The organism is Phycisphaera sp., from assembly GCA_025916675.1.
Lineage (GTDB): Bacteria > Planctomycetota > Phycisphaerae > Phycisphaerales > UBA1924 > JAHCJI01.
In genome coordinates this window covers 2211583-2226659 of record CP098402.1, presented here as the reverse complement: position 1 = coordinate 2226659, position 15077 = coordinate 2211583, and the positions used below count along the sequence as shown (strand labels likewise).

General features: G+C 66.4%; 7 protein-coding genes. 2 read left to right on the top strand and 5 right to left on the bottom strand.

All coding sequences use genetic code 11. The annotated features are described in order from the left end of the window. Positions 1–199 precede the first annotated feature (199 nt). From NCW75_09550 to NCW75_09535, 4 genes are all read right to left on the bottom strand, one after another. Positions 200–772 (bottom strand): PEP-CTERM sorting domain-containing protein, encoded by a 573-nt coding sequence (locus NCW75_09550; protein ID UYV11545.1) that lies wholly within the window; start codon positions 770–772, stop codon positions 200–202. A 380-nt stretch (positions 773–1152) separates the two neighbouring features. After that, positions 1153–1719, bottom strand: a complete 567-nt coding sequence (locus NCW75_09545) for a PEP-CTERM sorting domain-containing protein (GenBank protein ID UYV11544.1) — start codon at positions 1717–1719, stop codon at positions 1153–1155. A 221-nt stretch (positions 1720–1940) separates the two neighbouring features. Further along, positions 1941–5024: a UvrD-helicase domain-containing protein gene (locus tag NCW75_09540; GenBank protein ID UYV11543.1), complete on the bottom strand. Its 3084-nt coding sequence runs from the start codon at positions 5022–5024 to the stop codon at positions 1941–1943. Continuing rightward, on the bottom strand, positions 5021–7741 hold the full coding sequence (locus tag NCW75_09535; protein UYV11542.1) for a PD-(D/E)XK nuclease family protein: 2721 nt from the start codon (positions 7739–7741) through the stop codon (positions 5021–5023). The genes NCW75_09540 and NCW75_09535 overlap by 4 nt, the downstream gene beginning before the upstream one ends. A gap of 67 nt (positions 7742–7808) precedes the next feature. Here NCW75_09535 and NCW75_09530 point away from each other — a divergent pair, with 67 nt between their 5' ends. Beyond that, on the top strand, positions 7809–10286 hold the full coding sequence (locus tag NCW75_09530; protein ID UYV11541.1) for a ligase-associated DNA damage response DEXH box helicase: 2478 nt from the start codon (positions 7809–7811) through the stop codon (positions 10284–10286). After that, positions 10283–10960: a ligase-associated DNA damage response endonuclease PdeM gene (gene pdeM, locus NCW75_09525; GenBank protein ID UYV11540.1), complete on the top strand. Its 678-nt coding sequence runs from the start codon at positions 10283–10285 to the stop codon at positions 10958–10960. Before NCW75_09530 ends, pdeM begins: the two co-directional genes overlap by 4 nt. Here pdeM and NCW75_09520 read toward each other — a convergent pair. Continuing rightward, on the bottom strand, positions 10905–14945 hold the full coding sequence (locus NCW75_09520) for an amino acid adenylation domain-containing protein (GenBank protein ID UYV11539.1): 4041 nt from the start codon (positions 14943–14945) through the stop codon (positions 10905–10907). The two genes, pdeM and NCW75_09520, sit on opposite strands and share 56 nt — an antisense overlap. Positions 14946–15077 lie beyond the last annotated feature (132 nt).

Genomic DNA, 15077 nt, shown 5'->3' with positions numbered 1-15077 from the left:
AAGCCAAAGTGGTCAGCTCTGCACACTAATCAGATAGACTGGAACGATAATAGTCCTATAATAATTGCATGCAACCTGCTAATTTGCATTTTGATTGTCATCTACAAGCAGCTTCAGGTTGAACCTGCACACAAAAAACACGACCCCGATTCTCATCGGGGTCGTGCCAATCAAATCAATCTGCGTCCGTCAGGCCGTATTAGCGGCGGCGACGGGCGGCGGCCAGGCCGCCGAGGCCCAGCAGGGCCAGGCTGGCGGGGGCGGGAACCACGGTGATCGTGGCGGCGCCCTCGCGGATGTCGGCCAGACGGCTCTCGCTGAGCGAGCTACCGCGATCGACGTAGACGTCGAAGCGGCTGGTTTGCGTGCTCAGGTCGACAACACCCTCATCGCCGGTGGCCGAAGCGGTGTAGGTGGCGCTCCAGAACGCGATGGGGTTGCTGGAGTCGGCGTAGATGCCGGCGGGGGGGAAGTTCAGCTGGCCGGCGATGATGCCGTCCACGCCGGTGGCCGAGCCAGCGCCACCGCTGGTGCCGGGGCCGTTCATGGGGGCGATCAGAGCGATATCGCTCCAGCCGGTCGAGCCGACCGAGCTAATGAAGTTAGTACCGACGCCGGCGACGGCGTAGTCGGTACCGCCGTAGCCGGCGCTCAGGGTAACCATGGTGCTCTCACCCGGGTTCAGGGTGGGGTTGGCAACATCGATGTTAATGGACTGGGCGGCGGCAGCAGCGGCCACACCAGCAACGGCGAGAATAGCAGCAGTCTTCATCTTGGTCTCTCCTCTTGAGCTCAAGAAACCTTGTTCGGTTCGTTTCGATTCACACAACAACAGTTCGTCGATCCAAGACTTGCTGACCCGTGGATCGACATCCAGAGTGTAACCGAAGTCAACGGTGCCGACAAGCCATTTTGCACGCTATGTTCACTCAAATGTGCCGATCGTGACGATAAATAGACCGATAATCATCTTGATTGCCCCAATATGTAAGAAATGTGTTAGGTAAATTGCCGTCGGCACGCAATACAAGACTCTGCAAATGCGTGATTTAGACCGAAGGGCGATAGCGACAGCACACGCGATAAAAAACGCGATCCCAACTCTCGTTGGGATCGCGTTAATTTAGTCAAAGACTGGTCGCAGGTGCCGTTTTAGCGGCGGCGACGGGCGGCGGCCAGGCCGCCGAGGCCCAGCAGGGCCAAGCTGGCGGGGGCGGGAACCACGGTGATCGTGGCGGCACCCTCGGTCAGGTCGCCCAGACGGCTCTCGCTGGTCGAGCTCATCATGTCGATGTACACATCGAAGCGGCTGGTATCGGTGCTCAGGTCGATCACACCCTCGGCCGAAGCGGTGTAGGTGGCGCTCCAGAACGCGATGGGGTTGCTCGAGTCGGCGTAGATGCCGGCGGGCGGGAAGTTCAGCTGGCCGGCGAGCACGCCGTCCACACCGGTGGCCGAGCCAGCGCCAGCGCTGGTGCCGGGGCCGTCCATGGGGGCGACCAGAGCGATGTCGCTCCAGCCGTCCGAGCCAACCGAGCTAATGAAGTTGGTGGCGATACCGGCGACGGCGAAGTCGGCGGAATCGAAGCCGGCGGTCAGGGTGACCGTGGTGCTCTCACCGGGAGCCAGGGTGGCATCGGCAACATCGATGTTAATGGACTGGGCGCTGGCGGCAGCGGCAACACCGGCGACGGCGACGAGGGCAAAAGCCTTCTTCATATCTACATCTCCTCACGCGACCGGGGCCGTGTGCCCCGAAAGCCTTGGTTCATCAGTCGTCTGCTTGCGACCTATTCACCAACAACCTACCACCGATCCCAAATCACGCCAGCAATCAGCACGCATTTTTTTGCGTAGTACCCACTGTTCGTCCCAGCTCGCGAGTTGATACGTCCTATAAATACGGATTACCCCTATCAGATACGCGCCAGGCCATTATTTCAAACACAAACCAAATCTCCTTCGACTCGATCCACCGGGGTGCCCAGCATCGTTGCAACCGCTCGCTGATAGATGCCAACCTGGCCTCGCCCTGCCTCATCAATGGCCCCGGTCTTGAAGTCGACGACCAGGCACCGCTCGATCGTTCCCGCCCGCCGGCCCACCACGAGCCGATCGACCCGTCCATGGATCAACGCTGGCTTGCCCTCGAGTTCGACCGCAACGGCTAGGGCACGCTCTCGATCAACGCTCAGGTCCAGGCCTTCTGCCCATCGCTCGGCGATTCCACCCCTTGAGAGCACCCCGGCGAGCTGGCCCGAAGCGAGTGCCGCGCTGATGCGTGCCGCCGCTTCCTTCGTATTGGGGCCATGCTCTCGGACCCAGGCCATCGGATCTTCGGGCATGTCTTCAAGCCACTCGACCGCCTCGAGCAGCCGATGGACCTCGGTACCCAGATCTGCTGCGGGATTGTCCGCTGCCAGCAGGCCGGCAACGCCCTGCCGATCCCCCAAGCTCGAGGGTTGGACCATCGCCACGCGCCACGGCTCACGGGCATGGGCCCACTTCGGCGACACCGCGTCAGGCGAGGCCCATGCGGGTGTGGGTTGCCGGGTTGGCTCGGTTCTATCTTGATGGTCCCCGGCTGGATGGTCCTGAGCAAGCCGCTGGCCGTGCCCCGACTCGTTCTCGGTCCCGCTCGCCCCAAGCCCGGCCCAGGCCACCGCCCCGAGCCCCCTCTTGGATGGGCGTACGAGCAGTTCCAGATGCGTCTTGGCTCGCGTCATGCCTACGTATAGGAGGCAGAGCTCTTCGTACGCGGCCCGCTCGCGCCAACGCTCGTACATCTGGCTCAGCACCGAGCTGTGCTCACGGAGTTCCTTGGTCCCCGCCAGGCTCATCCGTGTTGGCGGTGCTGCGGGGTCGAGGGCTTCCTGTCCTGTCGCATCGGCCAGGAACGACGGGCTCCGTGCCGCGAGCGGTCGATCGAGATCGGTAAGGACCACCGCGTCGAATTGCAGGCCCTTGGCCCCGTGCAGCGTGAGCACCCGCACCACGCCGCTTCTTCGTGGTTGCACCCGGCTTGCCCTGGCAGATTCGATGAAGTCATCGACACCGGCCCACTCGGCCCCGTCGGCTTCGTACGCCTCGGCTTGCGAGACGAGGTCCAACAGCCGCGCTCGACCCCGAGCATTGGCACCGGCGTTCGCCTTCATCGCCAGCCACTCGACCGTACGCGCCAGCCCATGCTCGAACAGCCGGCCGCCCAACGCGTGGGACAGCGCACCCGCCCCGGCTCGATCATCCAACCGTTCGAACCCCAGCTCGACCCCCAGCGGGCCGGTCGCCACCGCGAATCGCGCCGGCCCATCACCGGGGTGCTCGGCCAGGTGCAAGGCCGCGAGCACGGCCTCGACCGCCGGATGATCGCACGGGCTAGCCGAAGCGTCGGATACCGCTGGAACGTTGCGCGACGCGAGTGCTGAGACGAGGGTGCCGATTGGCCTCTGCCGGCGCACGAGCACGGCGATGTCCGCCCCGGGCCGCTGGGTGTGCAACCGAGCCACACGGTCGGCGACGAATTCCATCGCTTCGGTTTCGCTCTCGGGGTCTTCGATCGCCGCGTCGATGTCGACCAGGTTCACCAAGGAGGGCGACTCCACCGCCGACTCGTGGACCCGGAACTCATCGGTGAACCGTTGCGCCGCGGCGGCGTGGTCGGTGAGTGCTTCGTTCGTGGCCAGTGAACCAAACAGCGTGTTGACCGCCTCCACGATCGCCGGCGCACATCGATACGTCTTCGAGAGCGTGTCGCTTCGCATCTGCGGCCACCGAACGGCGACGTGGGGCAGCAACTCGGCCTGCGCATTGCGCCAGCTGTACAACGACTGCTTGACGTCGCCGACCACGAACACCGAGCGCGGCCGCTCACCGCCGGCCACGGCCTCGTCGATGAGCGGCTCGAGCACGCGCCACTGGTCGATCGAGGTGTCCTGGAACTCGTCGAGCAGCACGTGGTCGTACTGGGCGTCGAGCCGATAGGCGACCTGCTGGCTCTCTAGATCGGTCTCGGCCAACGCCCGCCAGAGGTCGCCCAGCGAATACGCTCGGCGTTCTTGGCGCACGAGGTCGTCCAGCTCGACCGCCCGCTTCAACAACGAGCCGGCGGCGAGGTTCCGCGTGTGCAGGGCTTCGAGCTCGGCTCGGATTGCGCCGTGCAGGATGGTCTGGAGTTCGGGGATCCACGCCTCGGGGATATCGATCTTGTAATACGTGGGAGACGTGCTCCCCGAATCGGCGAGCATCTTCTTTGTCAACAAGGTCGCAAACTGATTCCCCGTGATGCAGGCCGAGATCGAATCCACCGCCTTGGCGAAGTTCTGGTTGGGCAAGCCCTTCTTGGTCGTCGGGCCGGGGAGTGATCGCAGCCGCTCTGCGGCGGCATGGACTTCTTCGAGGCTCGGGCCGTGTCCGATCTCGGGATCCAGACACCGCCACGCGTCATCGCTCGCCCGCCGCAGTTCCTGGCCCGAGTCTCGGAGCAGATCGGCGAGCCTGGCATCGCCCCTCGCGTTCCCGTCGCTACCCGTGAGCGTCCGAATCGGCTCGCGATCCTCGGCGGTCGGGAGTTCGGCGAGCACGCGCTCGACGACCTCGGCGCGAAGCTGCCGCTCGAGGTGATCGAACGCCTGCCGCCAGGGCGCCGCCAGGCCAAGCTCGGGTGCGAGCGAGCGGGCGAGGGTCTGCGCGAGGCTATCCAGCGTGCCGATGCGGACGCGATGGATGCCACGGGACAGCCGTTTCAGAACGTCCAGCCATCCCGCGGCGTCGAGCGTGGTGCCGGTGTGCGCCGAGAGCTCGGCGGCAGCCCCCTCTTCGCCAGCTGCCTTCGCGATGCGCGACAGCAGCCGTTCGCGGATCTCGCCAGCCGCTTTGCGCGTGAATGTAGCCGCGAGGATGCGTTCCACCGGCACGCCACGAGCCAGCAGCCCGGCCATGCGGTTGGTGAGCGCGAACGTCTTGCCGGTGCCCGCCGAGGCCATGACGACCTCGAACGAATCTCGCAGCGCAGGGTGATCGCTCACGAGCCACCTCCCGCCGGCGGCGCCACGTGCTCGGGATCCAGCAGCATGCCCACACCGGCCAGTCGCGCGTGTGGTCCCTCGTACCTGGGCTTGCCGATGTCGGCCATCGCCCCGACACCCGTGCGTACGCGACGGGCGATGTCCGCCGCGCAGTGCTGGGCGTCGAGAACGTCGTCGTGCTCCCAACAGGCTTCCAGGACCTTGGCCTCCGAGCCCGCGAGCGTGATGTAGCCAAGCGTGGGTGGGTGCTCGAGCTCGTACACCCGGGCTACCGGCTGCGCGAGCACCTCGTACAGGGGCAGTTGCAGATCGATCCACGATCCGTCACGCCGCCTGTGGGTCTGCTTCGGAGACCTGCCCGTGTCGGCAGTCTTGTAGTCGAGCAGCGCCAGCTTGCGATCCCGTTCGTGCCAATCGATCCGATCGATGGCGCCGCGGAGCGACACGCCCGTATCACCCAGCAAGGGGTGTTCGGCCGGGCTCCACTCGACCTCGATGGTGCGCCACCCCGCGAGCCTGCGATCGGCTTCCACCGCGGCGTACGCCGCCAGCCGGCGTTCGGCCGCGTCGATCTGCGCGAGCGTGGTAGCGCTCCGTTCCTGCCCGGTGAGTTGCTCGGTTGCTTCCCACAACCCGGCGTGCATGAGTTGGCGGATCTTGCTCTGGTCGGTGATGTTCCGCGTGCCGGGTTCGAGGGCGAACCGGCGGAGCGCCTCGTGGAGCAGCGTGCCAAAGGTATTGGCTTCGAGCCTGGCGATGAGCGACGGGGGCTCGACCTCGCGCAGCTTCAGGGCGTGGCGCAGATAGAATAGGTACGGGCTTTCGAGGTATGTCCTGAAGCTCGTCACGGCCATGCTGTCGATCACCGGTGCTTCGCGCAACACGCCCACCCGATACTGGCACGCATCAAGTTCGGGCTCGGCTGGCGGCGTCTCGAACGCCGAACGCACACGCTCCAGCACGCGCGCGGGCCCATCGCCCGAGCCCCGCAGCAGCAACGTGCTGGGCAGCAGCGGTTCGGCCGAGGTGTCGACCGTGCCCAGCACGAATCGCACGCGGCGCGTGCCTCGAAGGAGTGTCGCCAGGCTGGCCGCATCTCGTGCGAGCTTGCGTGATTCTCCGGGCAACCCAAGCGATCTGCGGAGGCTCTCGGTCAGCAGCGGCCCGGGCGTGCTCGCGCCGGGCAGGGCCGAGTGGTGTGCGCCCATCACCACCAGCGCGGGTGATGGATCGAGCGGCAGTTCGAGCCAGCCCAAGACGTCCACGTCCTCGCCGCCCGGCTCGCCGGGGGTGCCGCGTTGGGCGAGTTGAGATAGGACCAGCGAGATCGCCTCGTGTGCGGGCACCCGGCTCGCATCAATCGGTCCGGGGAGTGCCGCGAGCGTGCGGAGTTGTTGGCCGATGGCCTCGACGGCGGCGATCGAAGCCGGGCCCAGCCCTTGCTGTGCCGGTTCGAGCAACGCAACGAGGGCCGACTCGATCTCCGGGGCCCATTCTCGGAGCGTCCGCGCCCTGCCACGCAGCGGTTTGATGGCCCCAGCCAGCGCCCGACGCGCATGGATGACGATGCGGCGCGCACGCTTTGCCCGTTCGTGACCCTCGGGGAGCGTGCCGAACGCCGAAGCTGGCAGCGCCGCCGCCTCATAGTCGTCCAGCGCGCGGGGCAGTTGCAGGAACCGCTGGTCGTGTTCGGCGAGCGAGGCCACCACCATCGGGCAACGCAGCACGCGGGCCATCGCCGCGAAGCTCCGTTCGCGCAGGAGCAAGCCAATATCGCCGAGCAACTGTCCGGGGCCAGACGCCGCAGCCGGAACACCCCAGGCGACATGCACGCTCAGGCCATGCCCGCCGGCTGCCCGCCGAACCGCACCGGCGAGCGACTCGTCGGCAGTACCGATCGCGCTGGTATCCAGGTCTGCTGCCGCTCGCACGGCCATCGCGCCCTGTTCCTCGGGCCCGCCGGTGACGAACACATCTCGCGGGTCGACATCGATCTCCACGTTATGCCAGTACGTCTCATCCACAACGCCGTCGTCGTGCAACCCCGAATCGAGCGCTACCAGCGCGTGGACCTCGCACGTGGCGCGTCGCAACAGCGAACGCGCGAGGTTGGTCATGTCAACGCAACCCAACAGGACAACGGCGTCGAGCCCCATGCCGAGGCTGGCTTCTGTGTCGATCGCGTGCAATGACGGATCGGCCAGCCCCGATTGCGCGAGCAAAGCCTCGTAGCCCGCCTGCAACGCCGCCATCGCGTGCCACCGCTCGGGCTCCTCGAGCGGCGGCAGTTCGGCCCCGGCCACGTCGGCGCATCGCAGGCCGCCTCGCGCGAGTTCCTCGGCGGCCTGCGCGAGTTCCTCGGCCCACCTCGCCGGATCATTCGCGTTGGGCAGCACCGCCCGAAGGGCCTCCCGCGGTGCGCCATTCAACACAACCCGCCACGCCAGCGTGCGGTGGACCTCACCAGCCGGCAATGCCGCAGGCGCCAGCGTCTCGGCCAATCGGCCGGCGGTCACGGTCTGCGGAGGCCAGAACGCCAGCCCGCGATCCTGGCAGGCCCGCGCGAGCAGGGTGATGAGCACACGCCCCGCCCGGGCACCCGGCGTGGCGACCAGCGTCTTGGAGAGATCCAGGGCACCCTCGCCCGCCCGGCCAAGCAACCACTCGACCGCGGCCCCCATTGGGGTCATCGAGGGGTCGAGCCGGTGGGTCTTCATGATCACCCCTTCCGTGGGACTCGGCCCAGCCGCTCGGGCCGCGAGCAGGCATAGTGTAGACCGAGCGATGTCCAAAACCCAAACAAAACCTGGGTCGACCCTCGACCGCCTCCGCGGCTGGTTCGCCGATCGCGGCTGGCAACCCCACGCCTTCCAGGAGGAATCGTGGGCCCTCCTCGCCGAGGGTCGGAGCGGCCTGATCCTCGTCCCAACGGGTTCGGGGAAGACCTATGCCGCCTATCTCGGCCCTCTTGCGGAGCTGGCCGACGCCGGTGCCAAGCCCCGCGGCCTCTCCATCTTATATATAAGCCCGCTTCGCGCTCTGTCCCGGGATATCGAGCAGGCCCTACGAGCCCCAATCGAGGCGTTGGACCTGCCCTATTCGGTCGAGAGCCGCACCGGCGACACGTCGAGCACGATCCGCAGCCGCCAGAGACGAAGCCTGCCGAGCGTGCTGGTCACCACGCCCGAATCGTTGTGCCTGCTGCTGACGCAGGAGGGGGCCCTCGAAAAGTTCTCGGACCTTCAATCGATCGTTGTTGACGAGTGGCACGAGCTGCTCAGCAGCAAGCGCGGAAGCCAGGTCGAGCTCGCCCTGGCGCGGCTGCGGAAGTTCGCTCCCGGAGTGCGAACCTGGGGCCTGAGCGCGACCATCTCCAACGCGCCCGAGGCTGCGGCCGCGCTCGTCGGCACCGGAGCCGAGCCAGCCGTCGTCCGCGCCCCCATCGATCGCCCGGTCATCGTCGAGTCACTCCGCCCGACCAATGTCCGCCGCTTCCCCTGGGCCGGCCACATGGGCCTGGCCATGCTCGACGAGGTGCTGAGCTACCTCGACCCTTCGAAGCCGACGCTCCTGTTCACCAACACGCGTTCGCAGGCCGAGAAGTGGTACCACGCGATCGCGATCAAGCGGCCGGAGTGGGAGGGCCGCATCGCGCTGCACCACGGCTCGATCGATCGCGAAGAGCGTGAGCGCGTCGAGCTTGGCGTCAAGGCCGGCGGCATCGGCATCGTGGTGTGTACGAGCTCGCTCGACCTGGGCGTCGACTTCGCGCCCGTCGAGCGGGTGGTGCAGATCGGCTCACCAAAGGGCGTGGCGCGGATCATGCAACGGGCCGGCCGCGCGCGGCACCGGCCCGGCGAGCCGTGCGAGATCACGTGCGTGCCCACCAATGCGCTCGAGTTGCTCGAGATCGCCGCGGTCCGCGAGGCTATCGATGCCGGTGCCGTCGAGCCGCGCGATCCGGTAAACCAGCCGCTCGACGTGCTGGCCCAGCACATGGTCACGGTGGCACTCGGGGGCGGGTTTGTTGCCGATGAACTGTTCGATGAAGTCCGCACGGCGTGGTCGTTCCGGTACCTTTCGCGCGAGGCGTTCGATTGGACATTGCTGCTGGTCACCCAGGGCGGCACGACGCTGAGCGCCTACGAACGCTTCCACAAGGTGGAATTGGTGGAGGGTGTGTACCGCGTGCCCAATAAGCGTGTCGCGCAGTTGCATCGGCTGAATGTCGGCACGATTACCGGGCCAAGCACCATCGAGATGCGGTTCGTGAATGGTCGCAGCCTGGGCCACGTCGAGGACAGCTTCGTTGGGCGCTTGCGAGAGGGCCAGCACTTCACGTTCGCCGGCCAGGTGCTTCGGTTCGTTGGCGTGCAAGCCGATGTTGCGCTGGTGCGGCGCGGCTCGAAGAAGACGAACCTCACGCCCATCTGGGGGGGCACGAGGCTACCGATCAGCGAGAGTTTATCGCGGGCGGTCCGCAAATCGTTGGAGGATTCTGCGCACGCCGTCGAGACGGGCGACGCGGACGGGTTGCCAAACGAACTGGAAGCGTTCCTGCCGGTGGTTGCGTCGCAGTCGCGTCGATCGATTGTTCCCGCGGCCGATGAGGTGCTGTTCGAGATGTACTCCGGCCGCGACGGCCACCGGCTGTTCGCGTATCCGTTCGAGGGCCGGCTGGTTCATAGCGGTATCAGCGCGCTGCTTTCGCTCCGGCTTGGCCGAATCACGCCGGCGACGTTCACCACGACGTTCAACGACTACGGCTTCGAGTTGCTATGCCCCGAACCGTTCGCGTTCGAGGACTATCTGACGCCCGAGCTGTTTTCGCGAGGGAACCTGGTCGAGGATGCCCTGGAGAGCGTCAACACGGCCGAACTGGCGCGTCTCCAGTTCCGCGAGGTCGCGCGGGTGTCGGGGCTGGTGTTCCAGGGGTACCCCGGCAGCCGAAATCGTGCCGCGGGCAAGCACCTCCAGGCGTCGAGTGGGCTGATCTACGACGTGCTCCGCGAGTTCGACCCGGATCACCTGCTGCTCACGCAAGCCAGGCGTGAGGTGCTCGAAAACCAGTTCGAGCAAGGCCGCTTGGCCGCCGCGCTCGATCGGATCGCGGCGAGCCGGTTTCGAGTTGTCACGATCGAGAAGCCCAGCCCGCTCGCGCTCCCGCTCATGATCGAGCGGATCGGCAGCCACACCATGTCGAGCGAAGACGTCGAGGCCCGCCTGGCTCGCATGCAGGCGGAGATGCAGGCCGAATCATGAGCGTGGTGATCGGGGACGTCACAGTGACGATGGCGGGCCACGAGCTGTGGCTGTTGCCCGAGCGTGCGGTGTATTGGCCAAGCCATCGATGGTTGTTCGTGGCCGATACGCACTGGGGCAAGTGCCAGGCGTTCCGAGACGCGGGCAGCGCGTTGCCCGTGGGTCCATTGCAGGCCGACCTTGATCGCTTGTGCGCCGTGGCGAGGCGGGTCGAGGCCGAACGCGTGGTGGTTCTGGGTGACTTGGTCCACAACCGTTCGTCTCTGGCCGGAGGCATGGACGATCTGATCCAGAAGTGGCGGCCATCGTTGCCGTGTGATTTGGCCCTCGTCCCCGGAAATCACGATCGGGTCGTCACCAGCCCTCGCGCCTCGGGCTTGCTCGAGCGGTGGGGCATCGTATCGCTCCCGCCCATCGTCGATATCGGTGGCCTGAAGCTGTCCCATGAGCCTCCAGTCGCGGCATCGAGTGCCACGCTCTGCGGCCATGTCCATCCCGCGGTGCGCATGCGTGGCCGTGCCGAATCGATGAAGCTGCCCTGCTTCTGGCACAGCGTGGAATTCCAAGCATTGGTGCTGCCCGCATTCTCGAGCTTTGTTGATGGGGCAATCGTGAAGGTCAGTCCGGGAGACGCGCGATGGGCGACGGCTGGTTCTCGCGTAATCCGGGTGTAGGGGCAGTGGTTTGGGTTGTGAGCAGGTCTTGCAACTCATTGGCGAGTCGGTCCGCGCCAGATGTCAGCATGGCTAGGTGTTCAACGTCGAGCACACGGATATCAACGGGCCCACGAAGGGCCCGTCCGAGTCCGTTTGTTGCCGCGCGACGGACCGGGCGTACGTGCTTCCATGCCGGGCCGGATCGTATGAGCGTGGTCGGGATATCCAATGTTGGCGGCGACCACCGAACAAGCTGGCCGTGAATGCTCTGCCATGCTGCTCGGCTGGCTTCCGCGGCGTGGGCGTCGCCGCTGGCGTGTTGCGCCTTGGCCTTGTGCGTGGGTATTCTGGGTCTGCCAAACTGCCGGACTCGCGCGTTGATCTTGCCCAGATACCACGCGGGTGTGCGACTGAGATATGGCGGCGCGTACGCGTCGAGCAGCACGACCCGGTCGATCGTGTGGCCGAGCTGGGCGAGCTTGTTGGCCATGTCGAGCGCCACCAACCCGCCGAGTGAATAACCCATGATGGTCAGTGGGCCGCGTCGTTCGTTCGTGATGGCGTACGAGTGCGTGAGCGCGGTGAACCGAGCAAAAAAACGCTTGGGGTCGAACGTTGTCGCTTCGCCCAGCGCGATCGTGGCCAGGTCAAAGGCGAGCATGTCCATCGCGGGCGTACCGTTCTTGTCCAGCTCTGACCAGAACCGATAGAAATCGATCGCACGACCGGCAGAACCCGGGATCGCGACGCACCATGGTGTGTCCGATCGACATTCGCCGGCATCGGTTGTGGAGAATTCGGCAAACGGATGCTCGATGTCGTCGCGAATGCTCTGCACCAACCCATCAAAGGTGGGGCGGCGGAGGAACTGGTTCAGCATCAACTTCCGGCCAAGACGCTTGTGGATAGCCGCGGCCATCCGCATCGCGAGAAGGCTTGTTCCGCCGCCATGGAAGAAGTTGCTGTTCTTGTCCGGGTGAACACCTAAAAGGTCGTGCCAGAGGTGGGCGAGCTCGTGCCGTTCGTGGATCGAACCGATTGGTTCGGTGGTGTTGCTCGTCGCGATTGATGCTCGCGGCGTGGAGGTGTCTGGGCTTGTCGAGCGATCGAGCAGGATATCAACGATGCGCGATGAGAGCTGGTCGAGCGATTCGGTTGTGAAGTGGGACTGCGATGCTTCGAGCCATACGCGCAGCCCGGCCGATCGCCGTTCCACATGCAGGCACAATCCGAAACGAGCAGCAGAGACGCCTATATCGATTGGCACCGCCGTGGTCTCACCCAACGGGCGGGGCGCGTCGTCGATGTGGCGATAGGTGAGCCCGAAGCGCGTCGCATCGTCCGCGCGCGCCGAATCGGACCCGCGGACGACATCGATCAGCGACTCGAGTGGCAGGGTGTTGCTCTCCTGGGCGGCGAGCATCTGCTGGTGCAGGGTGTGCGTTACCGAGGCGAAGTCCTCACCGGCGGCTTCGATCAACCGCATGTCGAGGCAGCAGCCAACAACACGCTGGAGTGTGTCGCTGGGGCGGCGGGCGAAGGGCGACATGATCCACCGTCCTGGTGGGCCGTAGCGCTCGCGGAGCGCGATGCCGAGTGCGGCCGCGGCCAGAGCGGCCGGGCCCACGCCAAGTTGTGCGGCACGAGTGTCCAGCGCCTCGGTCGTCAACGCCGGATCAGAAATCAGGTGATTCAAGCCGGGCTGCGGGCCCGCGGGCGGCAGATCGGCGGTGGGGGGGTGGCCGCGGGCGATGCGCTCTGCGAGATCTGAGGCCAAGTTATCGCTGCGCATCATGCTCTCGGCGCGCACAAAGGTGGTGTATGGCTGGGCAGCGGGCAATGGCGCACCGGCAAGCAACTTGTCGAGTTCATCGGTGATGATGTCGAGCGACCACTCGTCGATGGCGGCGTGGTGGAACACCATGAGCACGAGTTGCGAGCCATCGCTCACGTCCCAGACGTGCATGCGTGCTGGTGGGTCATCGGGGCCGATGGTGCGGAGCGCGGCGGCGCGGACGGACGGATCGCCACCGTCTGGCGCGGCGAGGCGGTCGTGTTCGGCGTGGAACACATCGGCCCGGTGTGGATCGTGTTCGGCGAGCATCGGGCCGGTGTCGGTGAAGGCGACGCTGGTGCGTAGGGCGTCGTGTCGGTCGAGCAGCGCGAGCCACGCCGCGCGGAGGCGATCGGTGTCCATGGCGGTGGACAGGTGCCACGCGTGATGCACGAGCATGGCACCGGCCGTGGCGTCGCGGGCGTGCTCGAGGCTGGCACGGCGTCGGATGTCGCCAACGGGATCGATTGCGTTATCGGAGCGTTCGTCGCTGGCGGGTGGTAACTCGTCGACCAAGTCAGCGATGCTTGCGATCGTCTGCCGGCGGAGGATCTCGGCGGCGGGCAGCGCCACGCCGAACTCGCGGCGCACGTCGGCAGCCAGACGCATGGCCAGCAGCGAGTGGCCGCCGGCGTCCTGGAAGCGTTCATGTGCGGCGACGGCGTGGTTCAGCCGCCGAGAGAAGAGGTCGATCAATCGTGCCTGGGTGTCGGTCGATGCGTGTTGCGGATGCCGCGGTGCTTGGCTCCTGAGTTGGGCGAGTAATGCGTTGCGATCGGCCTTGCCCGTGGTGCCGATGGGCATGGTGTCGATGGCGATGAACCGCTCGGGTATCATCGTGGGTGGGAGGCGCTCGGCGAGCTGGTCGCGCACGATCGCCGTGGTGGCATTGGCAGATGGCACGAAGAACGCGATCATGCGCCGCGTTTCCGCCGAGTCGCCCGTAACCGCGACGGCGGCCTGATCGACGCCGTGGCACGCGGCCAATTCGCTCTCGACACCGTCGGGTTCAACGCGGTGGCCGCGGATCTTGGCCTGGCGATCGACGCGGCCCACGAACACTGCGGCACCATCCTCGCGCATGCGGACGAGGTCACCGGTTCGGTACCAACGCTGGCCGTCGGAATCGATGGGGAACTTCTCTGCGGTTCGGGCTTCGTCGTTGAGGTAGCCCAACGCCAACCCCGCGCCACCGACGATGAGTTCGCCCTCGCTGAGCGGCTGCGTTGGCGAATCGGCGGGAGCGCCGGGTTCAACGATCCGAATCGTGCTCCCGCTGATCGGCGTGCCGATGGGGATGCGATCGCCCCGGGCGTCTTCGTCGGAGATCGTGTGGCACAGGCTGAAGGTCGTGTTCTCGGTCGGGCCGTAGCCGTGGATGAGCCTGACGTCCGGGCATCTGGCCTTGAAACGCCTGATATGGGGGACGCTCTCGCGTTCGCCACCGGTGAGGAGCTGGCCCATGCCCGCCATCGCGGTCGGGTGCTCGTCGACCATCGCATTGAAGAGCGAGGCGGTGAGCCAGGTGTCGCTCACGCGGCCCTTGGTGAGGTAGTCGGCAAGGTCCTCGAGGCTCGGCACCGGCATGGTCTGGACGACACAACAGCCGCCGTGCAGCAGGGCGCCCCAGATCTCGAGCGTGGACGCGTCGAAGGCCACCGCGCTCATGACGCCCCAGCGGTGGTGGGGGCCGAAGCTCGCGAAGTCGGTATCGATGACGAGGCGCACGACGGCCCGATGCGGGACGACAACGCCCTTGGGCGTGCCCGTTGTGCCGCTGGTGTACATGACGTACGCCGGAGCGTCGGGGTTGGTGTCGGCTTCGGGCGAGCCACTTGGTTCACCCGAGTCGGCCACGCTGGCCGGGTCGAGCATGCCGGGTTCTTGCCCGACGACAACCGGGGAACCCAGCGGTTCGAGCATGGCCTCGCGGCGGGGTGCGGCAGGGTCGATGGGTGCGTACGCCGCGCCGCGGCGGAGGATGGCGACGACGGCGACGAGGTAGCCTGCGCAGCGCGGCATCACCAGCGGCACCAGAGAGCCGGGCCCGATGCCCTCGCGCGCGAGGCGAGCGGCCAGGGTTCGGCTCGCCGCGTCGAGCTGGGCGTACGTCAGCGTCCGGCCAGTTGGCCACTCCTCGATGGCGACACGCCGGGCGTGCTGCGCCATGGCTCGCTCAAGGTGGTAGACAATGGTGCCGCCGGGGGGCATGGGACCTCAACACAAAAGGATGCGAGCGTGGGGAGCCGTACAACATATTCGGACGATTTGTCGGCCCACCTTGGCCAAATCCGGCCGAAC

Coding starts and splice junctions, on each gene's coding strand:
- NCW75_09550 (UYV11545.1), bottom strand. CDS start 772: ATGAAGACTGCTGCTATTCTCGCCGTTGCTGGTGTGGCCGCTGCTGCC.
- NCW75_09545 (UYV11544.1), bottom strand. CDS start 1,719: ATGAAGAAGGCTTTTGCCCTCGTCGCCGTCGCCGGTGTTGCCGCTGCC.
- NCW75_09535 (UYV11542.1), bottom strand. CDS start 7,741: ATGAAGACCCACCGGCTCGACCCCTCGATGACCCCAATGGGGGCCGCG.
- NCW75_09530 (UYV11541.1), top strand. CDS start 7,809: ATGTCCAAAACCCAAACAAAACCTGGGTCGACCCTCGACCGCCTCCGC.
- pdeM (UYV11540.1), top strand. CDS start 10,283: ATGAGCGTGGTGATCGGGGACGTCACAGTGACGATGGCGGGCCACGAG.
- NCW75_09520 (UYV11539.1), bottom strand. CDS start 14,945: ATGGCGCAGCACGCCCGGCGTGTCGCCATCGAGGAGTGGCCAACTGGC.